Here is a 25,837-nt window from a genome sequence, read left to right on the forward strand (position 1 = left end):
GGCGTCGGCATACCCCTTTTGCAGGGGCATGTCATTTTTACCGGACTTTTTGAACATCCTCTATAAACATAAGTAATTGGATGGAGGCTGTCTTATTTATGGCAACAGCCTCCTGATTTTTTGACTGATAAGCTTGGATCCTCTTGATAGGAGGCGATGATATGGAAAGAGAAATACAAATCAAGCGTAAGAAGCGGTTGACAAAGGATCAGTGGACAGCAATTGCTTTTTTAATTCCATCCTTTATATTGATTCTCATTTTTGTTTACGGGTTTATAGGCTGGACCGGATATGTTTCATTAAGTAACTGGAATACGTTAGTTCCGGATTTATCATTTGCCGGATTGAAAAACTATATCTATTTATTTCATGATTTTCGCTTTCAGGCAGATCTGAGAAATACATTATTTTTTACCGTGCTATTTATTGCTCTGGTGATTGTGTTGGGAATGGGAATTGCTATTCTGATCGATCAAAAGCTTAAAGGGGAATCCATTTTCCGAAATATATTTTTATTCCCGATGGCTCTATCATTCATTGTGACCGGGGTCGTTTGGCAATGGCTGCTTAATCCGTCAACAGGGTTTAACCATTTCTTGAACATGGTTGGTATTGAACCGAAATGGTATACGGACACCAATGTGTTAGCCGGGTTTCAGTGGGGAAGCATTGAGTTCGGCTTTCCCGTTGCAATTATTGCGGTTGTTATTGCAGCGGTATGGCAAATGACCGGTTTTTCGTTAGCTATGTATTTGGCGGGACTCCGGGGCATTTCGGATGAACTTCGGGAAGCGGCACGCATAGACGGAGCGAGTGAATTTCAGGTATATCGAAAAGTTGTATTGCCTATGCTTATGCCAATTACAGTGAGTGTCATTATTATTATGGCCCATATCTCCTTAAAAATATTTGATCTGATCTATGCGATGACCGGATCTGGAGCCAATTTTGTAACGGATGTTCCTGGTGTCTATATGTTTGAGACAACGTTTAGAGGAAATTATTATGCAAATGGAGCAGCAATTGCCATTATCATGTTGCTGTTGGTCGCGATATTTATTGTTCCATATTTATGGAACAGTCGAAAGGGGGATCAATAATGGCAGCATCCTATATTGGTAAATTCATAAAATACTTGATCCTCATCATTTTGGCTATATTATTTTTGATGCCAATCTACGTGATCATTGTCACGAGTTTAAAGCCATTGGATGAAGTATCACTTGAGCAAATGTGGGCATTACCAACAACGATTGATTTCAGCTCATATGCCCAAGCTTTTACAAACTTGGCACCGAACTTTTGGAACAGTGTTTACTTGGTAATCCCTGCGACTTTATTGTCCGCGTTATTCGGTGCCATGAACGGTTATGTGTTATCCAAGTGGAAATTTAAAGGGTCGAATACGATATTTACGATTATTCTCTTTGGCATGTTTATACCGTATCAAAGTATTTTGATTCCATTGATCCAATTTTTACGGTCAATTGATTTGTATAATACAATTTCGGGATTGGTACTAGTTCATGTTGTCTATGGTCTGCCAATAACTACGTTGATGTTTCGCAATTTTTATGCCAGTATCCCGGACACGATGATCGAAGCTGCAAAAATCGATGGTGCTAGTTTTTTGGGGATTTTCCGGCATATTATGATTCCCCTGTCGATCACGGGGTTTGTTGTTGTAGCGATTTGGCAGTTTACAAATATTTGGAATGAATTTTTGTTTGCTGTAACCATTACAACGTCAGATAAACAACCAATTATGGTCGCTCTGCAAAACTTATCCGGCAGTCAGATTGTTCAATGGAATGTGCAAATGGCTGGGGCATTACTAGCTGCATTGCCAACATTGCTTGTCTATATCTTTTTAGGTAAGTATTTTGTCAGAGGCTTGTTGGCAGGATCGGTGAAAGGATAGCTTACTTTCTGGGATTCTCTATGACGAGTAATAAGACTCTTACCCAAAAATTGTCTGGGTGGGAGATGAGAAGTAGGTGGTATGAAAGTGAGGTTTGGATTGATTTATAGTTGGAAAAGCGCTGCAAACTCAAAGATTCCGCAGCGCTTTTGTTCTATCTACAATGCCTTGACCAGTCCACCATCAACGACAAGTGTTTGCCCGGTTACATACGTATTTGCCTGGGAACATAGGAAGACAACCATCTTGGCAAACTCATCTGGTTCACCGTAACGTTGCATGGGAATCGATTGTTCTGATTTTTTTCTTTGCTCATCTGGGTCCATGTTTTGCTTTTTCGCAGTGATTTGATCGAGACTAGTCACCCGGTCAGTCGCAATCCTGCCTGGCCCAATCGTATTGATTAAAATATTGTCCGCTGCAAGTTCCTGTGACAAGCTTTTGGCAAGACCAACAATCCCCGCCCGAAACGTATTGGACAAAATCAGATTGTCCAATGTCTGTTTAATGGATGAGGACGTGATATTAACAATGTGCCCGCTTTGTTGCTTTTTCATATATGGCAGTGCTTCACGGATCGCCCGGACAAAACTTAACAGGTTTAATTCAAATGCGTTTTGCCAGGCGTCGTCATCAAAATCATCAAATAAACCAGCAGGAGGACCGCCCGCATTATTGACAAGGATATCAATCGTTCCATGTTTCGCAGCTGCTTTCGCGATTAATTGTTTGATGGAATCAGGGTTGGTAATGTCACAAACTTGATAGTGAACATGCGCATTCCCTGTTTCTTTTTGGATCTCATTTTTTGTTTTCTCCAGTTCACTTTCATTCCGGCTGGCGATGAAAACATGTGTCCCTTCCTCCGCAAATAGGTGTGCAGCTGCTTTGCCCAAACCTTTACTAGATGCCAATACAACAACCGACTTGCCTTCAAGACCTAAATTCATGGAATGACCTCCAATCAAATTTTTACTTGTGTTTTTATTATGAAATGAGGTGGGACGAAATTCAAATGTTAAGCTGGATAACCTCTAAATTAACGTTGACATCCTCAAGCCTTCCAGATATAATTACCAGCAGAAACAATGGGTGAATACCTAACTATACTGGAGAGGTTCTTAGTTCAACCCTCTATAAAAAACTAAGGACAAAACATGTCATGATCCAAAAACCATGTGCCTTAGGGGACCATGGTTTTTTTAATGGAGTAAAGGAGGATTTAACGTGGCAGGACGCGATGATAATGACTTGACTGATCTTACTTTGTTAGGCAGTCAAGGAACAACATATGCCTTTGATTACACACCGGCAGTATTGGAGACATTTGATAACAAGCATCCGAATAGGGATTATTTTGTGAAATTTAACTGCCCTGAGTTTACAACGCTTTGTCCGAAAACTGGACAGCCGGATTTTGGAACCGTTTATATCAGCTATATTCCAGATCAAAAGATGGTAGAAAGCAAATCACTAAAGCTGTATCTATTCAGTTTTCGTAATCATGGGGATTTTCATGAAGACAGTATGAATATCATTATGAATGACCTGATTGATCTAATGGATCCGCGTTACATTGAGGTGTGGGGAAAGTTTACACCTAGAGGCGGTATTTCAATTGATCCATATTGTAACTATGGCAAACCAGGTACCAAATTTGCGCAAATGGCTGACCATCGGTTGATGAATCATGATTTGAATCCAGAGAAAATAGACAATCGTTAATTTGTATCAATTACTCTGGAAATCCCGCAAATCACTGCTACATATCAGTATTTGCGGTGATGTCATCCGTACTGATTTAGTCGTATGAATGGCTGATTATTGGTGCCTGGGTCATCCTTGGAGTCATACGCTATAACGTGACTATTGCGAACAACGACAAAAAGTATTCCAATAAACACATGGAGAAGGAATTGAATCGCGTTGCATGACAGATTTTGAGCGAATCGCGGTGAATCGTTGGTTCGCTTTTACATAACTAGAATTACAAAATAATGATTCGCAATAGTTATTGCATTCAAAAAAGTGTTGATTTATAATATAGTTAAAACCACATTGACAGGTTCCAAAATGATTTTTTTTGCATTTTATATAGTAAGCACCTTTATTGCTAAATTCCTTTTAGTGCGTGTGTACAAAGCCCGTTTTATCTTGTGGACAAATAACAGGATAGGAATAAAAATGCAGAAGATGATTTCCGTAAACACCGAAACCTAAATGAAACCCGGAAATGAGCTAAGAAATGTAAGCGGTTCATTCGCTATCCTGTTGTTCAGCAAGTTATATTTGCTTGAGAGGATGGGATGAGGGATGTTAACATTTTCGGTTTCGGAGTTTAAGGAACGATTAGTGAAAACAAAACAGCGGATGACAAATGCCGGGGTTGATATTTTGCTGGTGACCGATCCAGCAAACATGAATTATTTAACAGGGTATGATGCCTGGTCATTTTATGTTCATCAGGTGCTTATTATCCTGATCGATGAAGAACAGCCGATTTGGGTGGGGCGTAGTCAAGATGCAAGTGCGGCCAGACACACTACTTGGCTGGATGATGATCATATTATTCCATATGGCGATCATTATGTGCAGTCAACCCAGAGGCATCCAATGGACTTTGTTTGTGATTTGTTAAAAATGCGAAAACGAGATAAGCAAACGATTGCCGTTGAATGTGATGCGTATTATTTTACGGCTAAATGCTATTTGCAACTTGTGAAAGGTTTGCCAAATGCGACATTTAAAGATGGTACCAATATGGTTAACTGGGTTCGGATTGTCAAGTCGGATCAAGAAATCGCTTATATGAAACGAGCCGGCAAAATCGCGGAAAAGGCGATGCAGACCGCGTTTGACATGATGGATGAAGGGGTAAGAGAATGTGATGTTGTTGCAGGCATTGCTCATGCTCAAATAAGCGGCCTGGAGGATTTTGGTGGTGATTACCCAGCAATTGTTCCATTATTGCCAACAGGTGAAAAAACCTCAGCATGTCATTTAACGTGGACCGAGGATCGTTTTAAACAGGGGGATCCAGCGATTATTGAATTGGCAGGTTGTTATAAACGTTACCATTCACCATTGGCCCGAACGATTGTAATTGGTGTGCCGACTGAACGAATGCAGTATGTCGCGGACTGTGTCGTAGAAGGGTTAAATGCAGCACTGGATGCAGTCAAACCTGGTATAACCTGCGAGGAACTTGAAATGGTTTGGCGTAGAGTTATTGAGAAAAATGGTATTAAAAAAGAATCACGGATGGGCTATTCGATGGGATTGAATTACCCACCAGACTGGGGAGAGCATACGGCAAGCTTAAGGCCTGGAGATCGTACTATTCTGGAGCCAAACATGACTTTCCATTTGATCCCGGGAATATGGATGGAGAATATGGGTGTAGAAATTAGTGAATCATTCCGGGTTACCGAAACAGGCTGTGAATTATTAGCTGATTTTCCGCGTGAATTGATGGTGAAGCCGCATATCAGACTGGCATAATACGAAAGAGATTAGCCCCTCACTACTCTAATGCGTTAATGTAGTGAGGGGGCTAACCGCATATGTCCTTCTTACTCAGCTTTTATTTTGATTAAATTCGGCGGTGTCTTCCCATTCAAACCGGCTTCTAAATTATACGCAGCAAGTTCTGACATTTTTAGCTCGGTTTCATGTGTGGATGACCCAATATGAGGGGTGGTCACCACATTTTTTAATGCTAGTAGCGGATTATCTATAGCGACTGGTTCGGTAGCAAACACATCCAAACCTGCTGCGGCTATGTCGCCGTTTTGTAATGCCCGGATCAATGCCGGTTCATCAACTGTTTTTCCACGCGAGCCATTAATAAACATGGCAGATGGTTTCATCATTTGGAATTCCTTTTCTCCCATCAGGCCTTTCGTTTCGTTTGTTAATGGTGTAATCAAACAAACAAAATCAGCTTCACCTAATAATCCGTCAAGACTACGATAGGAAGCGGCGAATTTTTCTTCTGCTTCAGGTTTTCGGCTGCGGCTATGATACAAAATGTTCATATCGAAACCAAAATGGGCACGTTGGGCGAGTGCTTTACCAATACGTCCCATGCCAATAATGCCAAGGGTTTTGTGGTGAACATCTACTCCAAAATACTCGGGGCCGATTGCCTCTTGTTTCCATTCTCCATTTTTTACAAGCCGGTCAAGTTCCGGTATTCGTCTTGCAGTTGCGATTAAAATGCCAAAAATCGTATCGGCAACCGTATCATTAAGTACATCCGGTGTGTTGGTTGCCATGATTCCCCGTTTATTAAGTTCTTCTAAATCCAGGTTGCTATAGCCAACGGAAACATTACTAATAATTTTCAATTTTGGTGCTTGCTCCAACAATTCCCGATCAACCACCAATTCTAAGCCAATAATTCCTTCAGTTTCCTGTAAACAGGTTAAAAACGCTTTATCAGTTTTTGTGTCGATATCTTTAAAAAAGTGTACATCATATTTTTGTTGCAATGCTTCTAAGACAGGTTTTTCCACACGGTTATAAGCAATAACTTTCCTCTTCATACGATTCCTCCATTTCACACACCATCCTACCTTAAAAATAGCGATATTTTATCATGAAGTCAACACGCTAAAAGGAATATTTCAAATTATAGGATGTTGATTGACAATTTGAATAGTCTGAATTAATCTGAATATAATTGGAATAATGCTTGCTTGATGGAAAGGTGATTTGGAAATGGAAAAATCGGTACGTGACCGTGCAAGTGAACTAACACCCCAGTTGATAAAGTGGCGACGTAAATTTCACCAGTTTCCGGAATTGAGTTTTCAAGAAAAGAAGACGTCAAAATATGTGAAATCAGTTTTGGATGATATCCCTGGCATGCAAGTGGAGATGGGTGTTGGTTATCCTACTGCTGTTGTTGGCACGCTTTCCAATGGCTCAGGACCAACCATTGCCATTCGCGCCGATATGGATGCATTGCCGATTCAAGAGGAGAATGCCCACGCATATCGCTCAAAGCATGAAGGTGTGATGCATGCGTGTGGTCATGATGCCCATATATCGATTGGGTTGGGCGTTGCAAGTTTGCTTGGTGACAGTTTTCAAAACGGTCGCTTACAGGGAACGGTTAAATTCCTATTTCAACCGGCGGAAGAGAAAGCGGATGTCAAAGGTTCTACCGGTGCACCCTATCTGATCAAAGCTGGTGTATTGGATGATGTGAATAGCGTAATGGCACTGCATATGAACCCGGAAAACCCAGTCGGTGAGGTGAAGATTCACGATGGGTATAGTATGGCAAATGTCGATGTGTTTCAAGCGACAGTATATGGAACAGGTGGTCATGGCGCCTATCCGCACCTTGGAACAGACCCGGTATGGATGCTTGGACCGGTATTGCAGGCATTGCATGGGATCGTGGCTAGAAGAATTTCCCCGCTGGACGCCGCAGTCATTAGCATTGGCAGTATCACAAGCGGGTTTGCCAGCAATGTGATTCCATCCGAAGTTGTCGTGAAAGGAACCATTCGCAGTTACCACCCGAATGTACGAAAAAAGATTCATGATGAGCTTCAGAAGGCATTTTCATTAGTAAATGTTTTAGGTGGGGCATTTGATTTAACGATTACACCAGAGGATCCGGCATTGAAAAATGATCCCGCCGTTAATCAACACCTTCGTCAGGTCATCAATGATTTATATCCCGATTTCACCATTATCGATGCACCATTTGGGTTGGGCGGGGAAGATTTTGCCCATATGACCAAAGTTGTGCCAGGTTCCATGTTTTTCCTTGGGTGTGCGATTGGAGATGGTGTCCATCGTGAGTTGCATACGCCAACTTTTGATATTGATGAACGGGTTTTGCCAGTGGGTGTTGCGATTTTGACAGAAGCTGCAGAGCGATATTTGCGGATAACCTGAAGGAGGACAATTTTATGTCAAGTTCGCCGATAACGTTACGGGATATATGGAAAGCTCGTCAACGGATTGCACCCTTTGTACAAAAAACACCATTAATCTATTCCCCATCGCTATCAGAATTTGCTGGAACCTTGGTCTATTTAAAACTGGAAAATTTAAATGTTAGCGGCTCATTTAAAATCAGAGGGGCAGCAAATAAAATCCTTCATTTGACACCAGAACAGCAAAAACTTGGTGTAACCACATTTTCGACAGGGAACTTTGGTATGAGTGTTGCATACATGGCGGAAAAACTGGGCATCCAGGCAACCATTTGTATCTCTAACCGTGTTCCTAACGCCAAAATCAAACAGTTGCAGCGATCTGGAGCCCGGCTGGATATTGATGGCAAATCACAAGATGATGCCGAACAGCGCAGTTACCAACTGGAAAAAGAGCAGGGAATGACCGTGATTCATCCGTTTGACGACCAAGATGTCATTGCCGGTCAAGGAACAATCGGCCTGGAACTGCTTGACGATTTACCAGATGTTGATACAGTCATCGGTGGATTATCCGGTGGAGGGCTTCATTCCGGTTTGGGTGTTGCTCTAAAAGAAACCGATCCAACGATTAAGGTTATCGGACTATCAACTGCAAAAGGGGCGGCAATGCACGCTAGTATTCGAGCGGGCAAACCAGTTATCGTAGAGGAAGAGAATACCTTAGCTGACAGTTTGCTAGGCGGAATCGGTGTCAATAACCAGTACACTTTTAATATGGTGCAGCGATATGTGGATGATATTATTTTATTAAATGAAGATGAATTTGCCCAAGGGATGGCTTTTATGCTTGATAAGCACCGAATGGCTATCGAGGGAGCGGCTGCATCCGGGATTGGTGCGATTTTAAATCGGCGAATACAATTAGGTTCGCGTGTAGTCGTCATTGTTAGCGGGGGCAGTGTAGATACATCGGTTATATTAGCGATTACCAAAGCATATATAGAAGACGAAAAGGGGTGATTTTTGTGCATCATATGCTTTATAATGATCGAATCGTCAAGCGGGAAAATCTAGTTGATATTGAGGATCGGGGCTATCAATTTGGTGACGGGATCTATGAGGTGATCGGTGTCTATAACGGCACCCCTTTGATGCTGGATGAGCATATGGCACGTTTACAAAGGAGCGCTCGTGAAATACAATTAACTTTACCTTCTTCCATCAACCATTTGAAAAATAATCTACTGGAATTGGTAAAACAAAATGAGCTAAATGAGGGCATTATTTATATGCAAGTTTCCAGGGGGGTTGCACCACGCTGGCATCAGTTTCCGAATACTGAAGTTTCCCCGGTAACAATCGCTTATACAAGGGAGGAACCACGGGAGACCAATGTAGAGGACGAAGGAGCAACAGCGGTACTGACCGAGGATATCCGTTGGTTGCGTTGTGATATTAAAACACTTAACTTACTGCCAAATGTGCTTGCCAAACAAAAGGCAGTAGAACACCATGCGATTGAAGCGATTCTTCATCGGGGGAACGTGGTTACCGAAGCAAGTGCGTCCAATGTGTTTATTGTCAAAAATGGAGAACTGTATACCCACCCGGCAAACAACTATATTTTGAATGGCATCACCCGGCAAAAAGTTTTACAGTTATGTCACGACCTAAACGTAAAGGTAAATGAGAAACTATATACGGTTGATGATTTACTGCATGCCGATGAGGTGTTTATATCCGCCACCAAATTGGATGTTGTGCCGATTTTACATGTCGATGAACATATCATTGGTTCTGGAAAACCTGGTATGATTACGAGACAGATAATCGCTGCATTTCGTTCTTTCTACCAGCAAACAACGTAAGCTAACCCGATCTGGGAAGGGTGTGTTGTCATGCATGCATTTGAATCTTATCATCCTACTATTGCTGAAATTAACATCAATGCTTTCAAAGAAAATCTCACAAAGCTAAAACAGATAGCCAAAAACAGTAACCTGCTTGCCGTCATTAAAACGGATGGATATGGGCATGGGATTGTACCGATCGGGCATGCCGCTGTTCAAGCCGGGGCGGATCGTCTGGGGATTACCACCGTAGCGGAGGGGGCATTGCTTCGTGAAAGTGGTGTTAAGAACCCGATTCAGCTATTAAGTGCGATTACACCGGAACAAGCGGGGGCAGTTGTTGCCAATCAATTAACAGCTTCCATTTCTTCCTCACAAATAGCCATTGCCATTAGTAATGAAGCAAAAAAGCAAGGAACAACCGCAGCTGTGCATCTGAAAATCGACACAGGACTGCATCGATTCGGGGTGAATCCCGAGCAGGCCGTAGCTGTTTGTCGATCATGTTTTTCACTCCCGGGACTATATTGGGAAGGAATCTATACGCATTTTTCTTGTGCCGATGAAGGAGACTGGCAGACAACCAATCAGCAATTTCACCTGTTTACGACGACGGTATCCGATTTAGACAAACACGGATTTCATTTTCCCCTTCATCATGTTGCTGGTTCAACGATTACCATGAAACGAAATGATTGGCATCTCGATATGGTCCGACCCGGGATTGCTTTATTCGGCTACCATCCCGATCGACGCCAACAGAATATCTTGCCGTTAAAGCCAGTTTTGACACTAAAATCGAAAATCCTCCAAGTACGGGAACTGCCACCTCATACGCCGGTTGGTTACGGTGGAGAATACGTTACGAAGACAACAGAAAAAATTGCGGTCGTACCTATTGGCCATGGTGACGGCTATCAGCGAATCTTATCAAATAAGGGAGAAATGTTAGTAAAAGGAAATAGAGCCGGGATTGTTGGTACGATTTCATTAGACCAGACGTTAATTAATGTCACAGGAATATCGGATGTTAACGAAGGGGATGAGGTAGTTATTATTGGCGAACAGGGAGACGATGACATACCGGCATATGAAATAGCGGACTGGATGAACAGTATTGTTGACGAGGTTCTGGCTAGTTTGATGGAACGTATCCCGAGGGTGTATATTTGAGATTGGATACAGGCGTAATCCAAGAAGGTGAGGAGATAATAAATGAAGAACTTAAAAATTGCACTTATTCCGGGTGATGGTATTGGACCAGAGGTGATAGCAGAGGGAGTAAAGATTTTGCGTGCCATCGAAAAAATGGACTCCTCGCTTTCGTTTTCATTTTCCGAGTTTCCGTGGGGATGTGAATATTATCTTAGGGAAGGCAAAATGATGGATGATGATGGGATTGAACAATTAAAACCATTTGATGCCATCTATCTTGGTGCAGTCGGTTATCCAGGTGTGCCAGATCATGTTTCGTTACGTGATTTGTTAATACGGATTCGCAGACAGTTCGATCAGTACGTTAATTTACGGCCAGTGACATTATTAAATCCATCGCTAACACCGCTAAAAGGAAAAACGGAACAGGATATTGATTTTCTGGTTATTCGGGAAAATAGTGAAGGAGAATATTCGGGTGCAGGGGATTGGCTATATAAAGGCAAGCCAGAAGAAGTTGTGCTGCAGACAGGTGTATTTTCCCGAAAAGGCACCGAACGGATTATTCGTTATGCGTATGAAGAAGCGCGCCGGACAAATCGGTCATTGACCAGTGTTAGTAAAGGAAATGCCTTGAATTACTCGATGGTGTTTTGGGATGAAGTGTTTGCGGAAATTGGCAAGGAATACCCCGATGTGGAGACATATTCGTATTTGGTTGATGCGGCAAGTCTTTATTTTGTGTCTAACCCGGAACGATTTGGTGTAGTCGTTACGTCTAATTTGTTTGGTGACATATTAACCGATATTGGAGCAGCAATTACTGGTGGCATGGGGCTTGCGACAGGGGCAAATATTAACCCCAAGAAAAAGTTCCCGTCCATGTTTGAGCCTGTCCATGGATCTGCACCAGACATTGCCGGAAAGGGGGTTGCTAATCCAATTGCCTCCATCTGGTCAGTTAGCCAGATGATGGACTTTTTTGGAGAAAAACAATGGGGAGCAGCGATTCTTCACACCATAAAGGAATTACTCCAGGAGACAGATTCGCTTACACCTGATCTTGGCGGTAAGGGGTCTACCAGCGATGTAGGTGATCGCTTTGTTGAATTGTTGGAACGTAACGGTTGAGGCTCAACAACTAAAAACGAATGATACAATTGGGTTGTATCATTCGTTTTTTTATTTAAAAGGAGAGTGGATCGCACTTGGACAAGGTAACTTCCTTATTCTCCCTTGTTCACACGTGCTTGATATAAATAAATTTTCCAAGGGTAACCTTTTTTCTGAAAGCTGCGTTCATAATGAAGGTCGTTTTCTTGATAATTTTCGATTGGGACAGCGGAAAAGATGTAATCACCGCCAAGATCTTTGAATGCTTTGGTATTGATATCAAGGTCTTTAATGGTTTTTTTGCTGTTTTTCGTGAACATATAATGCTTGCCGATTTCACTTACATAAATATAGGCTCTGCCGCCCCAGGTATCGTAGTAGGATTTTAATGTTTTGTTTTTATCAAGCTCTGGCGCAATGATTTTACGAAATTTGTGTTTATAGGATAATGGATAACTATTATTGTAGGTATCCAGCGTATAAAAGCCATTGTACTGGGCAATGGCCGGGTGCAAGCCAATATTGACGATACGGTAGTCGGATGGGTCTTTTCCAATATAATCTTTCACGTCATCAAATAATTCAGTTGCATAAAATTGTTTGAATGTCGGGTTCTTCGTTTGACTGTATTTGGTTTCTTCGTTTAACGAAAAGACCATACAAACCTGCAAAATGATCAACAGGATGACGAATGGCTTAAAGAATTTAAAGTGTTTCCATAAAATTGTTAAGGCAAGCGCGAAACAAATATACCAAATCGGCGGGTCCAGAAAATGAATCCGGCTAAAATTAAATGTATTGGCTATCATAATATTATCTTTTACCACGCGCCAGCCTTCCCAATACCAGAACGCATACCATAATGACAGGAATACATTAAATAGAAATAGGTATAGGAGCAATTTTGGTTTTAGATAGCGATAGGCAGCTACAAGCAGACCCAGACCGATAACTGGGAAGATAACTAAATAGTGAATCGATAAATCATGCGTATGCCCGTTGATCAAATTATGTAGAAACAACTGAAACGTACCCGGTAAATCTTTATGTCCGAGGTCCAATTCATCACGATGCGAGGTAAACCCGCCCTCTAAAAACATCGAATAAATCAGCAAATATTCTTTAGCAAGATAAACGGCTGTCATTCCGGCAATCGCTGCAAAAAAAGGCCAATTAACGTGCTTGGTACGGATCCAATCTACTAACCACAATATTCCCATTAACCCAAGAAAAAAGACAAACGTCAGAATAAAGCTTGAGAAAAAGGGAATGAGCAATAGGATAATCCAATTATAGACTGGTGTCGATTTCCCTGATGTGCGGATCGTTAAGAAAATATGTAATGCCAATGGTAATCCGGCGATCGATAATAAACCGGACGGCCAATATGGTAAAAGCGCAAATCCCAATGATACGCCAACAATGATGAATGATGTTGACTGGTTACGTAAAAAATGCTTTTTAAGTAGTAAATACATACCGAAAAAAGCGACAAGCCGCATGATGGTTTGACTGATCGTATAAGCTGTCATTGGTTTGAACAGCACATACATCCAAACCACAGCATCGAAACCGGACGGAAGTGTACTTCTTGGCAATCCATTAATGATATTCGGCAGTGCAACATCATGTAATGTAAAGATATGTCCGCTCTCAGCTAATATTTTATACCAGACGATGTTGGAGTCCATATTATCATGGACGCGGATATGAGCATCTTCACCCAGCCAATAATAGGGAAATAGATAAGCGATAATCACTAGAAGTGCGATCAGAATATATTTATGATTGGTAATACGTGTAAATAGATTGGACCACATGATCGACAGCCTCTTCTCCAATTCCATAATATAACGGCAAGCGCAATAAGCGTTCACTTTCCGTGGTTGTATAGTGGTCTGTGCCAACGAACTTTCCGAACTTTTTCCCAGCGTATGAACTGTGCAATGGTACGTAGTGGGTTACGGCCATGATATCTTTGTTCTTTAAAAATTCCATTAGCCCGTCACGTTCCGCTTCATCTTTTGCCTTGATAAAAAACATGTGGGCATTATGTTGACAATCTTCCGGGATGGATGGTAGTTCGATCTGCTCCATGCCTTCTAAAGCCTGTTTATATTGCTGCCAGGTGGCAAGCCGATCCTGAGTTATTGTTTCCGCATGTTCTAACTGCACGGACAGATAAGCCGCGTTTAAGTCGCTTAATAAAAAGGATGAGCCAACATCACGCCAGGTATACTTATCAACCAGCCCCTTTTTAAATTGTTTTCGGTTCGTGCCTTTTTCCTGAATGATTTCTGCAGGTTCTATCGCTGTTGGGTCGTTAATAATAAGTGCACCACCTTCTCCACATATATAATTTTTGGTGTCGTGGAAGCTAAACGTACCAAAGTGGCCAATGGTACCCAATGGCTTTCCTTTATATGTACAGCAGAGTGCTTGTGCTGCATCCTCGATTACCCATAAGTTGTAACGATGGGCAATCTCCATAATGGCATCCATATCACAGGCCACACCTGCATAATGAACCACAACAATTGCCTTTGTCCGTTCGGTGATTGCAGCTTCTATTTGGACTGGATCAATATTCATCGTTTCAGGTTGAATATCAACAAATCGAATGGACGCTCCTCTAATGGCAAACGCGTTTGCGGTGGAGACAAAGGTATAGGATGGCATAATTACTTCATCCCCGGTCGTAATTTCAGTTAGTAATGCAGTCATTTCCAGGGCTGCTGTACAGGACGGAGTTAATAACGCCCGCTCACACCCCAAGTGATCTTCCAACCAATCCGTACATTTTTTTCCAAATGGGCCATTACCAGACAATTTATTATTTTTAATTGCTTCGTGCATCGCCTTTTCTTCTTCGCCCACATTACAGGGTACATTAAATGGAATCATCTTTGTTCACCTCGTTTTGTGCCAATAGTTTCCTGCCATTATTCGTTCTCAACAAAATGTTTTAAACCATCTACAACTACAGCGATTGACTCGTAACGATGATGCCTGAAACAATTAGGGCGAGACCAATTACTTTTTGCAGCGTAACAGGTTCCTGAAATAAGAAAACAGATAGTAAGAACACTAAAACAAATGAAAGACTCATAAATGGATAGGCATAACTAATATTAAACTTGGTCATGGCTGCCATCCAAAATAAAGAAGCTACAAAAGCGGAAAGAAATCCGGATAAAATAACCGGATCCAATAATAGCTTTAGCAGGAAAACAAGTTTATCGAGCCACCCATCAGGCAGACTGCCAGCACGGTCAATTTTCCATTTTAAAATTAATTGACCGTAAACCGTAAAGAAAATCGTGCCAAAAATATATGCGTATCCCATTATTTTTCCTCCGGGGCAGGACCTGTTAATTTATGATAGACATCTGTCGTACGCTTTAATTTAAATCCGAGACTAATAAATAGATTTAAAGATGCCAGATTTGCCGCAGAAATCGAAGTCTTTAATTGCTCATATCCAAGTTCAAATTGCGCTTGACAGCATTTACTGGTAAAAGCTTTTGTCAGTCCCTTGCCGCGAAATGTTTCTTTTATTCCGAGCAGAAGTACTTTATCGTCTTCATAACCGTAAAATCCTGCAAGTTCCCCATGATTGTAAAGAGCAATAATCAGATCCTTTTCCTGCAAATCACGTACCCAATTCATATAACGAAGATCAGCCATGAAGGACGGGATATGAAAGTCCCGATGGAAACGGCTAATTTCAAATACTTCCTCGGCGATCGCATAGACATCTTCTGTTACATAATTCTTGGAAATTGAAGTCCCTTCCTGCTCAATCAGCTGTAAGTCTTTCTTTTGACAAACGGGTTCGATCATGGTGTCCATGTAATAAAAACCATGTTTGAAAAGCAGTTCCGTGTTTGCCATTGGATCTACCTTAATCGTGTAGTGACCATCATATTGATCGGTTTCGTTAAGCGCTTCTTCTGTTAGTGAGGTGACTTCGTATGTATCAATATGAAAATTTCGTTTATCCCAAGGAGTTGGACGTAAATAGGTTGCTGTCTTCATATATATCAGCTCTCTTTCTTTGCATCCTCAGATTCGTTTGTTGTTTCCCGAATCAGATAAAGTGGTCTGGCTTTTGTTTCATTAAATACTTTGCCAAGATATAAACCAAGTACCCCGGTGTTAAATAAAATCAATCCACCAATAAAATACAGGGAAACCATCACACTAGTCCATCCTTGTACAGTTGCATCAAGGAAAAAATAGCGGATAAATAGATAAACGCCAAACAGAAAGGAAACAAAGGAAATCAAAAATCCCAATTGTATTGATAGCCGTAATGGCATGTTGGATTGGGATATGATCGCGTTGGTTCCCAATTTAACCAGCCTTTTTATATTATAGGAGGTTTTTCCTTCTTTTCTGGCATTATGCTTTACACGTACTGTTCCTGTTTTATACCCCATCCACTGAACAAATAAAGGAAAAAAGCGGGTTTGTTCACGCATGGTTCGAAAGCCTTCAATTACTTTTCTCTCACTAATACTGAAATTGGCAATGGTATAATCGGAATTCCACCCCGTAAAGAAATCATAGATACGGTAAAACAACTGTGATGATTTCCGCTTAAGCCATTTATCCTGACGTTTTGTTCTGTTGCCAAAAACAACTTCATATCCTTCTAATGCTTTTTGATATAATGTCGTAATCTCTTCCGGGCGATCTTGCAAGTCACAATCCATCACCACTACCCAGTCGCCGTTGGTATAATCAAGACCGGCAGTAATGGCATGATGTTGACCAAAGTTACGGGCCAGGTCGATTCCTTTGATCCGATTATCCTTTTGGCTGAGCTGCTTGATCGTCTCCCACGCCTGGTCAGGGCTTGCATCATTGACTAAAAAAATTTCGAGTTGGGCTGGAATGGCTTCAATTGTGTTGATGATACGGGTACATAATTCTACCAGACATGTTCTGCATCCGTAGACAGGGATGACGACCGAAATCAGAGGGTAACTTTTTCCCATTTATTCACATACCATTCTACCGTTTGTTTGATACCGTCATGAAATGTGATTTCCGGTTTCCAGCCCAGTGCATCCCTGATTTTTGTATCATCAACTGCGTATCGCCGGTCATGTCCCAACCGATCTGTGGTAAATTCAATAAGATCAGAAAAATGCTCAATTGAATTTTTAGCTTTTCGTTCCGGCTTTAGCTGATCAAGTATACTGCAGATCTCCTGAGCAATCCTGATATTGGTCCATTCGTTACCGCCACCAATGTTATACGTTTCCAGACGGTTTCCATGATGGTAAATCAAGTCAATTGCCCGGCAGTGATCGGTTACATGAAGCCAATCGCGGATATTTTGTCCGTCACCGTAAATCGGAATTGGCTCTAGTGCAAGTGCTTTCGCAATAATCGTTGGAATCAGTTTTTCGTCATGTTGTTTTGGCCCGTAATTATTGGAGCAGCTTGATATCACGACATTCATGCCATACGTGTAGCCGAAACTTTTCACTAGTAAATTGGCGCTTGCTTTTGATGCACTATACGGGTTGCGTGGATCATACGGTGTGTTTTCATTAAATTTACCTGTTTTTCCGAGTGATCCGTAGATTTCATCGGTAGAAATATGATGAAATCGGCGTTCCTGAAGTACCCCTTGTTGTTCCCATGCGTTTCTTGCAGCCTGTAATAACACTAATGTGCCAGTAATATTTGTTTCGGCAAATTGTTTGGCATCTTGAATCGACCGGTCAACATGTGATTCAGCGGCAAAATGGATAACGCCATCAATATTAAACTCCGAAAAAATGGAAGTGATCAATTTTTCATCGGTTATATTACCCTTGACAAAATGATAATTCGGGTGGTACTGTACTTCAATTAGATTATCCGTTGTACCGGCATATGTCAGCTTATCAATATTGATAAGCTGACAATCAGGATATTGTTGCAGAAAATAAGTAATGAAATTGGATCCGATAAATCCTGCTCCTCCGGTAACAAGAAGGGTAGGCTTTCGTTTATTCATTTTCAACCAGTCCTAACATTGGGTTGCGATCGATGGCTTCCCAGTACTGCTCCGTATGCTTGCGATTGGCAATGTCCAGCAAATACTTTCCATAATCATTTTTTTCCATCGACTTCCCTTTTTTGTATAATGCTGCTTTTGATATATATCCCATATAATAGGAAATTTCCTCCAAACATGCCAGTTTAAAGCCTTGGCGCTGTTGAATGTTTTTTACAAAGGCACTGGCGTCAAACAAGGATTCGTGGGTTCCGGCATCCATCCAGGCGAAACCTCTTCCCAACAACTGAACATCTAATTGTCCGCGCTTTAAGTACTCTTTATTCAAATCGGTAATTTCCAGTTCTCCGCGTTTGGAGAAGCTTAATTTGCGGGCGTAATCCACTGCACGTGCATCGTAAATGTATAGTCCGGTTACTGCAAAGTCCGATTTTGGTTCAGCGGGTTTTTCTTCCAGTGAAATGACTTTTTGTCTGTGATCGAATTCCACTACGCCAAATCGTTCCGGATCCTTTACCCGATAACCAAAGATGGTTGCATGCCGGTGATTGCTGATGGCCTCACGAAGCATCGTTGTAAATCCTTGCCCATAAAAAATATTATCACCAAGGATAAGGGTGACGTTATCTTTTCCGATAAAATCTTCGGCAATCATAAATGCTTCCGGAATACCATTCGGTTCGGTTTGCTCTTGATAGGTGAGTGAAATTCCGAAACTTGAGCCATCACCAAGCAATTCTTCAAATCTGGGACGGTCATGAGGTGTGCTGATGATCATGATTTCTTTAATTCCACCTAACATCAATACAGATAACGGATAATAAATCATCGGTTTGTCAAAAACAGCCAAAAGATGCTTGTTGATGCTATTTGTACTTGGTGATAAACGGGTTCCGCTGCCACCAGCCAATATAATACCTTTCATGAATACCATCCCTTCCACTTTTTAACTTTTTCACTAATATGATTATAAACGATCTCTTAACAAGGTATAACCGTTTTGCATGAAAATTAATCTTACAATTTTATTTCAGATTTATCGCAAAAGTGTGGGACAAGAGATGTTTTTTCTTGAGGCGTGTTTTTCGACATTATTTGCAGTCTTTGCATCTCTTCCAATACTATTTGTCCCAGTCGTGGAATAAGGATATAGAAAACACACCATAGGGGATGGATGGCATGAAAGGTAAGGTAATCGGGATAATGATTTTGTTATTTACTGCAATTGCTCTGGCCACAGGAGGTTATTTTTATTTTCGCCAATCACCAGAAGATATGGCACAAAAAGCAGTAGATACATTTTATACATATGAACAGGACGGTGCATTTTCTGAATCATGGGCCATGTTCCACCCACAGATGAAAGAAAAAATCGATAAGGTTCAATATCTGCAAATTCGGCCGCATGTGTTCCTAAATGACTTTGGTGTTGATACATTCACCTATACGCTTGGTGAACCGGAAAAGACGGAAGGATGGACAATGGAAGAGGGTGCGGAACCAATTGATGTGGCATATAAAGTAACTGTAACACAGACATTCAAAGGGAAATTCGGCAACTTTAATATTGTTCAGGATGTATACACGACTCTTGTGAAAGGGGAATGGACGATTCTATGGGATTATGGGGACAGATGAATGATGTACGGATGTACGATTGTAGTTGTTGATTATCCAGGGACAATTCGTCTAAACTTATTTTAAAGATATTTTTCAAGGGGGGGAATAAATTCATGGTACATATTGACGATATTCGGCAGGCAAAGAAACGAATTTCCGATATTATTCATACAACACCAATCCTTACATCAAAACAACTCTCATCTATGTGTGGAAATGAAATATTTTTAAAAGGTGAGCATCTGCAAACAACGGGTGCCTTTAAAATTAGGGGAGCGACAAATAAGGTAAAACAGGTTGCAAAGGAAGGAGCGCGATTTGTCACGGCTGCGTCATCAGGGAACCACGGACAAGCGGTTGCCTATATTGCCAATGTGCTGGGTGTGGATGCAACAATTGTTGTTCCGGAAGATGTAACCGAAAGTAAACTGCATGCCATCCAGTCTTATAATGGAAAAATTGAAAAATGCGGATTAACGTCAGCGGAGCGCCTGCCACGGGCCAAAGAGCTTGCGCATGAGGAAAATGGTGTGTTCATTCCGCCATATGATGACCCTTATATTATTGCCGGGCAGGGAACAGCAGGTCTGGAAATTTTGCAACAATTGGATGACGTCGATATGGTTGTCGTACCGGTCGGGGGTGGTGGGTTAATTTCCGGAATTTTAACCGCCATCAAAGAAACAAAGCCACATGTGAAAGTGATTGGCGTGGAGCCGGAAATTGCGAATGATACCTATTTATCATTGAAAAAGGGGAAAATTACCGATATTTCCGAAACGAGAACAATTGCTGATGGACTTCGGACCAGTCAGCCGGGCGATTTGACCTTCCCAATTGTGCAAAAGTACCTCGATGATTTAGTCCTTGTCAGTGAACACGAAATTAGTCAAGCATTATTCTTTGTGCTTGAACGCATGAAACAGCTTATTGAGCCATCCAGCGCTGTATCCGTAGCTGCAGCGATGTTTGACAAGCTGGGTGTAAAAGACAAAAATGTTGTATGTGTGCTTTCGGGTGGAAATGTGGATGTGCGTAATTTAAGTGGAATTTTTCCAAGAGATTAAACTGGGCAATTTACTACAATGAGTGGTTTTTAATGATATAATTGATGAGATGGAAGAACAATAAACTGATAAATAAATGAGTTAGATTCAGAAAGGAAATGAATATGGTAAAACAACAAATTGGTGTGATCGGATTAGCAGTTATGGGAAAAAATCTGGCATTAAACATTGAAAGCAGAGGGTACTCTGTCGCAGTATTTAACCGTTCCCCTGAAAAAACAGAAGCGTTTTTGGCAGACGAAGCGCAAGGGAAAAATATTACTGGCGTACAATCAATTGAAGAATTTGTAAACACGCTGGAAAAACCACGAAAAATTTTGCTGATGGTAAAAGCAGGTCCGGCAACCGATGCAACGATTGCCTCTTTGCAGCCTTACTTGGAAAAAGGCGATATTTTGATTGATGGTGGGAACACACTATTTGAAGATACCATCCGCCGGAATAAACAGTTGCAAGAAACTGGTATCCACTTCATTGGTACAGGCGTTTCCGGTGGTGAAGAAGGCGCATTGAACGGCCCTTCCATGATGCCTGGTGGACAAAAAGAAGCCTATGATCTTGTCGCACCAATTTTTGAAGCTATCGCCGCCAATGTTGATGGTGATCCATGTGTGACATATATTGGTCCAAATGGTGCCGGTCATTTTGTGAAAATGGTACATAACGGTATCGAATATGGAGATATGCAACTAATTTCGGAAGCTTACTACATTTTGAAACATGTGCTTGGTATGAACAACGATGAACTTCATGATGTTTTTGCCGAATGGAATAAGGGTGAATTGGACAGTTATTTGATTGAAATTACATCGGATATTTTTACCAAGGTAGATGAGGAAACAGGGAATCGTCTAATTGATGTTATTTTGGACAAGGCAGGACAAAAAGGAACTGGTAAATGGACAAGCAAAAATGCCTTAGATTTGGGAGTGCCGTTACCATTAATTACCGAATCGGTGTTTGCCCGGTTTATTTCGGCGATGAAAGATGAGCGTGTGCAAGCAAGCAAAGTGTTAAGTGGACCGAACACCGGTGGATATGATGGCAAGCGCGAAGAACTCATTGAAGCTGTACGCAAAGCATTATATATGAGTAAAATCTGTTCCTATGCCCAAGGATTTGCGCAAATGCGTGCAGCTTCAGAGGAACATGATTGGCATTTGCAATATGGCGATATCGCGATGATTTGGCGTGGTGGCTGCATTATACGTGCGCGTTTCTTGCAAAAAATCAAGGACGCTTACGATCGTGAACCAGCGCTTGCCAATTTATTGCTCGATCCTTACTTTAAAGAAATTGTGGAAAACTATCAATCGGCATTAAGGGAAGTGGTTTCCATTGCTGTGAAACATGGAATTGCTGTACCTGCCTTCTCAAGTGCGATTGCTTATTATGACAGTTACCGTTCCGCAGATTTGCCTGCCAATCTGCTACAGGCGCAGCGTGATTACTTTGGCGCTCATACGTATGAACGAAAAGATAAAGATGGTGTATTTCACGCCAATTGGTTTTAATAACGATAAAGTGAAACTCTTCATTTGATGGAAGGGTTTCTATTTTTTAAAGGCCAGGAAGTATAAGAATCCAGGTTACGGATTAGACCGCAAGCAAGCCAGCTTTTAACAGGGATAACCAGTGACAAAAAAGTAAAATATACAGATGAACAGAGTACTTCTGTTCCTAAACCCCACAAGGAGTGATCGGTGTGGCAGACAACAATCGTAATCAATTGTTAGTGCCTGGTGCAAGAGATGCAATGGAAAACATGAAGGATGAAATTGCAAATGAATTTGGTGTCAAGCCTGGAGCGGACACAACTGCACGTGAAAACGGATCGGTGGGTGGCGAGATGGTCAAACGAATGATCCAAATCGCTGAACAAAATATGCAAAATGGCAAACAGTAGTATGCCTAAGCCATCGTTTATGGCAAAAGGGGACACCCGAGGTTTCGGGGTCCTCTTTGTTTGTGGTAAACTGGATTTGTCAGAAATTTTATTTACCAAGGAGGAGAAACTATGTCACAATCGTTTCAGGTCATAAAAGGGGCGGAAGAATTTTATTTTCCCGGAAATGATACCGGTGTATTAGTCATCCACGGATTTACAGGTTCAACACAAAGTATGTATTATCTTGGAGACGAGCTGGCGAATGCTGGTTTTACAGTGTTCGGGCCACGTTTAACCGGGCATGGAACTGCGCCGGAGGATATGGAAACAGCGACATATCAGGATTGGATCCAAACAGTTGAAGATGGATTGGAAAAATTGAAAGTCACCTGTTCCTCCGTTTTTGTGGCGGGGTTATCGATGGGGGGGACGTTAACATTATATTTGGCAGAAAATCATCCAGAAATTAAAGGGATTATCCCCATAAATGCGGCTGTAGAGATGCAGGAAATGAAGCAAAATTATAAAGCGTTATCTTCTGCCAATACAAGGTTTGTAGAAGGTATTGGTTCTGATATTAAACAACCTGGTGTGAAAGAATTGGCATATGCACAAACCCCGGTAAAATCAATGGGAGAACTTATTTCTCTGGCTGAACTTGTCAGGAACGATTTGCCAAAAATTACTGCACCAATACTTATTTTTTCATCTGCCGAAGACCATGTGGTTCCCCCGGAAAATTCCCGGGAAATATATGAGTCAGTTTCATCGGAAAACCGTACGATCACGATTTTGGAAAATAGTTATCATGTTGCCACTTTGGATCATGATAAAGAATTAATTGCTGAAAAAAGTATTAAATTTATTCAATCACTGCAGTAATTCATCTAATAACCAAAACAAACAAAGGAGTCCTAGCTTTGAACATAATCGATACACATTGTGATGTTTTATTAAAACTGCAAATGGCTAAAAGAGGAAAGCCGTTTGGCCAGGAACCAATCCATTTTCAGGACTCTGATCGGCTGGACAGTAATTTAACCCGTTTAAAGCAAGGTGGTGTACGGGTTCAGTTTTTTGCTATATTTATTGACCCGGATGTACCGTCCGATGAAAAATGGCAACACGCGCTCGAGCAAGTTGATTTGTTTTATACAGAAATATTAGAAAAACATCACGAAATCAAACATATTAGAAGTTGGACAGATCTGGATCAATTGCAAAAATGTGAAATGGGTGCCGTGTTGACATTGGAAGGTGCTGATGCATTTGGTAATGATCTGATCAAATTACGCCATTTATATCGATTGGGTGTTCTATCGCTCGGTCTGACCTGGAATAATGCCAACCTTTGCGCTGATGGGGCAGGAGAACCACGCGGCGGAGGCTTGACATTATTGGGAAAAGAAGTCGTCAAGCTGAATAATCAGCATCATGTCTTCACTGATGTATCACACGCGACGGTAAACGGCTTTTGGGATATTTTGGAGTATACTGATTATCCGCTCGCCAGCCATTCGAATGCACGAGCGATTTGTGATCACCCGCGAAACCTGTATGATGACCAAATCAAACGGATGTTTGCTAAAAATGGACTGATCCAGGTTGTTTTTCATCCGCTCTTTTTAACCGGGGATGAAAATCATGCAACGATTACCGATTTATTGCGACATATAGAGCATTTATGCAGCCTTGGCGGGGTCAAGCAAATCGGTTTTGGTTCTGATTTTGATGGTATCAGTCACTATGTTCGTGATCTGGAAAATGCCGCAAAATATCCTAATCTAATCAATGAACTGCAAAAGCATTATTCGGAAGACGAAGTGAAAGGATTCTGTTACCAAAACTTTTTAGACCATCGGCCAATCTAGTAAAAGTGTAGTCTACTTTCCTCTTGTTAATAGGTCATCCCCGCTTTCTGCGCATTTTTTACTACTCTGCATCATAGAATGGTAGCACGTACAATTTGTACAACTATTTTTAAGGGAGTGGATTAGTATTGGCAGGAAATCGTGGCGTTGTCTATGTAAAACCTGGGGAAGTTGAGGTTCGGGATCTCGACTATCCGGATTTGGTACTACACGATGGCCCAGGTGTTAACCCGTTAAACGTAGGCAGAAAATGTAATCATGGTGTTATTTTAAAAGTTATTACGACTAATATTTGCGGCAGTGACCAGCATATGGTTCGCGGCAGAACAACTGCTCCGAGTGGATTAGTATTGGGTCACGAAATTACTGGAGAGGTAATCGAAGTTGGTAGTGATGTAGAATTTATTAAAAAAGGTGACATGGTGTCGGTCCCGTTTAATATTGCCTGCGGTCGCTGTCCGAGCTGTCGCCGACAAGATACACATATTTGCGAAAATGTGAATCCGGATCGCCCGGGGTCTGCATATGGTTACGTGGATATGGGCGGCTGGGTTGGCGGGCAGTCCGAATATGTAATGGTGCCATATGCTGACTTCCAGTTATTAAAATTCCCTGACAAAGATCAAGCGATGGACAAAATTCTGGATTTAACCATGTTATCGGATATCTTTCCTACAGGGTATCACGGTGCGGTGAGTGCCGGGGTAAAAACTGGGTCTACTGTATATGTTGCTGGTGCTGGTCCGGTCGGATTGGCAGCCGCACATTCCGCCCAGTTGCTTGGTGCGTCCGTTGTTATTGTTGGTGACATGATTGAAGAGCGCTTGCAACAGGCAAGAAGCTTTGGATGTGAAACGATCAATTTAAGAGAACATGCGAACGTTGGCGAACAAATCGATCAAATTCTGGGTGTTCCTGAAGTAGATTGTGCAATTGATGCGGTTGGGTTTGAAGCAAGTGGGCATGGCGAAGGAGCGGGAGAAGCACCGGCAACCGTGCTTAATACGGTGATGGATATCACCCGAGCCGGTGGGAGACTGGGGATCCCAGGGCTTTATGTTACAGGCGATCCCGGTGCAAAGGATGCTGATGCTAAAGAAGGCACCTTGAAAATCAGGTTCGGATTAGGCTTTGCCAAAGCACATACATTTGTGACCGGTCAAACACCGGTAATGAAATATCATCGTGATCTAATGAAGGCTATTTTGAGTGGAAAAGCACAAATCGCAAAGGCAGTCAACGCAACCTTGATTTCCCTTAACGAAGCTCCGGCCGGGTATAAGCGGTTTGATGGTGGTGTCTCGAAAAAATTTGTCATAGACCCACATGGTTTGGTGCGAAATTAACTTGGATTAATAATAATGAAAAAGGGGAAAGAGGCTGGGACAAAACTCCAGTAAATAAAAATTAAGGCGTAGGAGCTTACACTAAAAAAG

General features: G+C 41.7%; 25 protein-coding genes and 1 riboswitch. Of the genes, 16 read left to right on the forward strand and 9 right to left on the reverse strand.

What is annotated here, in order from left to right:
* Window positions 1–161: 161 nt before the first annotated feature.
* Both ABRT01_RS15440 and ABRT01_RS15445 read left to right on the forward strand, forming a co-directional pair.
* Window positions 162–1,100, forward strand: a complete 939-nt coding sequence (locus ABRT01_RS15440) for a carbohydrate ABC transporter permease (RefSeq protein WP_367748361.1) — start codon at window positions 162–164, stop codon at window positions 1,098–1,100.
* A gap of 68 nt (window positions 1,101–1,168) precedes the next feature.
* The gene (locus tag ABRT01_RS15445; protein WP_483101429.1) at window positions 1,169–1,921 is read left to right on the forward strand and encodes a carbohydrate ABC transporter permease; all 753 of its coding nucleotides are present in this window, start codon (window positions 1,169–1,171) and stop codon (window positions 1,919–1,921) included.
* Between the two features lie 158 nt (window positions 1,922–2,079).
* Here the strand turns inward: ABRT01_RS15445 and ABRT01_RS15450 are convergent, their stop codons facing one another.
* Entirely contained in the window at window positions 2,080–2,871 is a 792-nt protein-coding gene (locus ABRT01_RS15450; RefSeq protein WP_367748367.1) for an SDR family oxidoreductase, read from the reverse strand.
* A gap of 158 nt (window positions 2,872–3,029) precedes the next feature.
* Window positions 3,030–3,075, forward strand: a riboswitch (PreQ1 riboswitch).
* A gap of 73 nt (window positions 3,076–3,148) precedes the next feature.
* Here ABRT01_RS15450 and queF point away from each other — a divergent pair.
* Together queF and ABRT01_RS15460 are read left to right on the forward strand one after the other, a co-directional pair.
* Window positions 3,149–3,646 (forward strand): preQ(1) synthase, encoded by a 498-nt coding sequence (gene queF, locus ABRT01_RS15455; RefSeq protein WP_367748370.1) that lies wholly within the window; start codon window positions 3,149–3,151, stop codon window positions 3,644–3,646.
* Window positions 3,647–4,234: 588 nt separating this feature from the next.
* Complete coding sequence (locus ABRT01_RS15460; RefSeq protein WP_367748373.1) at window positions 4,235–5,422, forward strand: M24 family metallopeptidase; 1,188 nt, start codon at window positions 4,235–4,237, stop codon at window positions 5,420–5,422.
* 71 nt (window positions 5,423–5,493) lie between these two features.
* Here the strand turns inward: ABRT01_RS15460 and ABRT01_RS15465 are convergent, their stop codons facing one another.
* Window positions 5,494–6,468 (reverse strand): 2-hydroxyacid dehydrogenase, encoded by a 975-nt coding sequence (locus ABRT01_RS15465; RefSeq protein WP_269411715.1) that lies wholly within the window; start codon window positions 6,466–6,468, stop codon window positions 5,494–5,496.
* A 175-nt stretch (window positions 6,469–6,643) separates the two neighbouring features.
* Here ABRT01_RS15465 and ABRT01_RS15470 point away from each other — a divergent pair, with 175 nt between their 5' ends.
* Genes ABRT01_RS15470 through ABRT01_RS15490 form a run of 5 tightly spaced genes read left to right on the forward strand, consistent with a single transcriptional unit; the run spans window position 6,644 to window position 11,957 of the window.
* Window positions 6,644–7,837: a M20 metallopeptidase family protein gene (locus ABRT01_RS15470; protein WP_269411716.1), complete on the forward strand. Its 1,194-nt coding sequence runs from the start codon at window positions 6,644–6,646 to the stop codon at window positions 7,835–7,837.
* A 14-nt stretch (window positions 7,838–7,851) separates the two neighbouring features.
* Window positions 7,852–8,841: a hydroxyectoine utilization dehydratase EutB gene (gene eutB, locus ABRT01_RS15475; protein WP_269411717.1), complete on the forward strand. Its 990-nt coding sequence runs from the start codon at window positions 7,852–7,854 to the stop codon at window positions 8,839–8,841.
* A gap of 14 nt (window positions 8,842–8,855) precedes the next feature.
* Window positions 8,856–9,689 carry a D-amino-acid transaminase gene (gene dat, locus ABRT01_RS15480; protein WP_367748391.1) on the forward strand — a complete coding sequence of 278 codons (834 nt, stop codon included), beginning with the start codon at window positions 8,856–8,858 and terminating at the stop codon, window positions 9,687–9,689.
* Between the two features lie 30 nt (window positions 9,690–9,719).
* Window positions 9,720–10,844, forward strand: coding sequence for an alanine racemase (gene alr, locus ABRT01_RS15485; RefSeq protein WP_269411719.1), 1,125 nt, complete (start codon window positions 9,720–9,722; stop codon window positions 10,842–10,844).
* A 42-nt stretch (window positions 10,845–10,886) separates the two neighbouring features.
* Window positions 10,887–11,957 carry a tartrate dehydrogenase gene (locus ABRT01_RS15490; RefSeq protein ID WP_269411720.1) on the forward strand — a complete coding sequence of 357 codons (1,071 nt, stop codon included), beginning with the start codon at window positions 10,887–10,889 and terminating at the stop codon, window positions 11,955–11,957.
* Between the two features lie 95 nt (window positions 11,958–12,052).
* Here ABRT01_RS15490 and ABRT01_RS15495 read toward each other — a convergent pair whose 3' ends face one another.
* The 7 genes from ABRT01_RS15495 to rfbA all read right to left on the reverse strand — a co-directional run bounded on the left by ABRT01_RS15495 (window position 12,053) and on the right by rfbA (window position 18,880).
* Window positions 12,053–13,759, reverse strand: a complete 1,707-nt coding sequence (locus ABRT01_RS15495) for a DUF6044 family protein (RefSeq protein ID WP_269411721.1) — start codon at window positions 13,757–13,759, stop codon at window positions 12,053–12,055.
* Entirely contained in the window at window positions 13,722–14,843 is a 1,122-nt protein-coding gene (gene rffA, locus ABRT01_RS15500; protein ID WP_269411722.1) for a dTDP-4-amino-4,6-dideoxygalactose transaminase, read from the reverse strand. The genes ABRT01_RS15495 and rffA overlap by 38 nt, the downstream gene beginning before the upstream one ends.
* Before the next feature lie 76 nt (window positions 14,844–14,919).
* Complete coding sequence (locus tag ABRT01_RS15505; RefSeq protein WP_269411723.1) at window positions 14,920–15,285, reverse strand: EamA family transporter; 366 nt, start codon at window positions 15,283–15,285, stop codon at window positions 14,920–14,922.
* Window positions 15,285–15,977, reverse strand: a complete 693-nt coding sequence (locus ABRT01_RS15510; protein WP_367748381.1) for a GNAT family N-acetyltransferase — start codon at window positions 15,975–15,977, stop codon at window positions 15,285–15,287. The genes ABRT01_RS15505 and ABRT01_RS15510 overlap by 1 nt, the downstream gene beginning before the upstream one ends.
* Window positions 15,978–15,982: 5 nt before the next feature.
* Window positions 15,983–16,942, reverse strand: a complete 960-nt coding sequence (locus ABRT01_RS15515; RefSeq protein ID WP_269411725.1) for a glycosyltransferase family 2 protein — start codon at window positions 16,940–16,942, stop codon at window positions 15,983–15,985.
* Complete coding sequence (gene rfbB, locus ABRT01_RS15520) at window positions 16,921–17,955, reverse strand: dTDP-glucose 4,6-dehydratase (RefSeq protein ID WP_269411726.1); 1,035 nt, start codon at window positions 17,953–17,955, stop codon at window positions 16,921–16,923. The genes ABRT01_RS15515 and rfbB overlap by 22 nt, the downstream gene beginning before the upstream one ends.
* Window positions 17,948–18,880, reverse strand: coding sequence for a glucose-1-phosphate thymidylyltransferase RfbA (gene rfbA, locus ABRT01_RS15525; protein ID WP_269411727.1), 933 nt, complete (start codon window positions 18,878–18,880; stop codon window positions 17,948–17,950). Before rfbA ends, rfbB begins: the two co-directional genes overlap by 8 nt.
* 254 nt (window positions 18,881–19,134) lie before the next feature.
* On the opposite strand from rfbA, the gene ABRT01_RS15530 reads away from it, so the two are divergent.
* From ABRT01_RS15530 to fdhA, 7 genes are all read left to right on the forward strand, one after another.
* Window positions 19,135–19,593 (forward strand): hypothetical protein, encoded by a 459-nt coding sequence (locus ABRT01_RS15530; RefSeq protein WP_269411728.1) that lies wholly within the window; start codon window positions 19,135–19,137, stop codon window positions 19,591–19,593.
* A gap of 95 nt (window positions 19,594–19,688) precedes the next feature.
* Window positions 19,689–20,642 carry a threonine ammonia-lyase gene (locus ABRT01_RS15535; protein WP_269411729.1) on the forward strand — a complete coding sequence of 318 codons (954 nt, stop codon included), beginning with the start codon at window positions 19,689–19,691 and terminating at the stop codon, window positions 20,640–20,642.
* A 104-nt stretch (window positions 20,643–20,746) separates the two neighbouring features.
* Window positions 20,747–22,156, forward strand: coding sequence for an NADP-dependent phosphogluconate dehydrogenase (gndA, locus tag ABRT01_RS15540; protein ID WP_269411730.1), 1,410 nt, complete (start codon window positions 20,747–20,749; stop codon window positions 22,154–22,156).
* Between the two features lie 191 nt (window positions 22,157–22,347).
* Window positions 22,348–22,548 (forward strand): alpha/beta-type small acid-soluble spore protein, encoded by a 201-nt coding sequence (locus ABRT01_RS15545; RefSeq protein WP_269411731.1) that lies wholly within the window; start codon window positions 22,348–22,350, stop codon window positions 22,546–22,548.
* A gap of 111 nt (window positions 22,549–22,659) precedes the next feature.
* Window positions 22,660–23,412: an alpha/beta hydrolase gene (locus ABRT01_RS15550; RefSeq protein ID WP_269411732.1), complete on the forward strand. Its 753-nt coding sequence runs from the start codon at window positions 22,660–22,662 to the stop codon at window positions 23,410–23,412.
* 38 nt (window positions 23,413–23,450) lie between these two features.
* Window positions 23,451–24,401, forward strand: coding sequence for a dipeptidase (locus tag ABRT01_RS15555; protein ID WP_269411733.1), 951 nt, complete (start codon window positions 23,451–23,453; stop codon window positions 24,399–24,401).
* Window positions 24,402–24,529: 128 nt separating this feature from the next.
* Window positions 24,530–25,747: a formaldehyde dehydrogenase, glutathione-independent gene (gene fdhA / locus ABRT01_RS15560; RefSeq protein WP_269411734.1), complete on the forward strand. Its 1,218-nt coding sequence runs from the start codon at window positions 24,530–24,532 to the stop codon at window positions 25,745–25,747.
* Window positions 25,748–25,837 lie beyond the last annotated feature (90 nt).

Source organism: Lentibacillus sp. L22 (assembly GCF_040812445.1).
In the GTDB taxonomy this organism is placed as follows: domain Bacteria; phylum Bacillota; class Bacilli; order Bacillales; family Amphibacillaceae; genus Lentibacillus_C; species Lentibacillus_C daqui.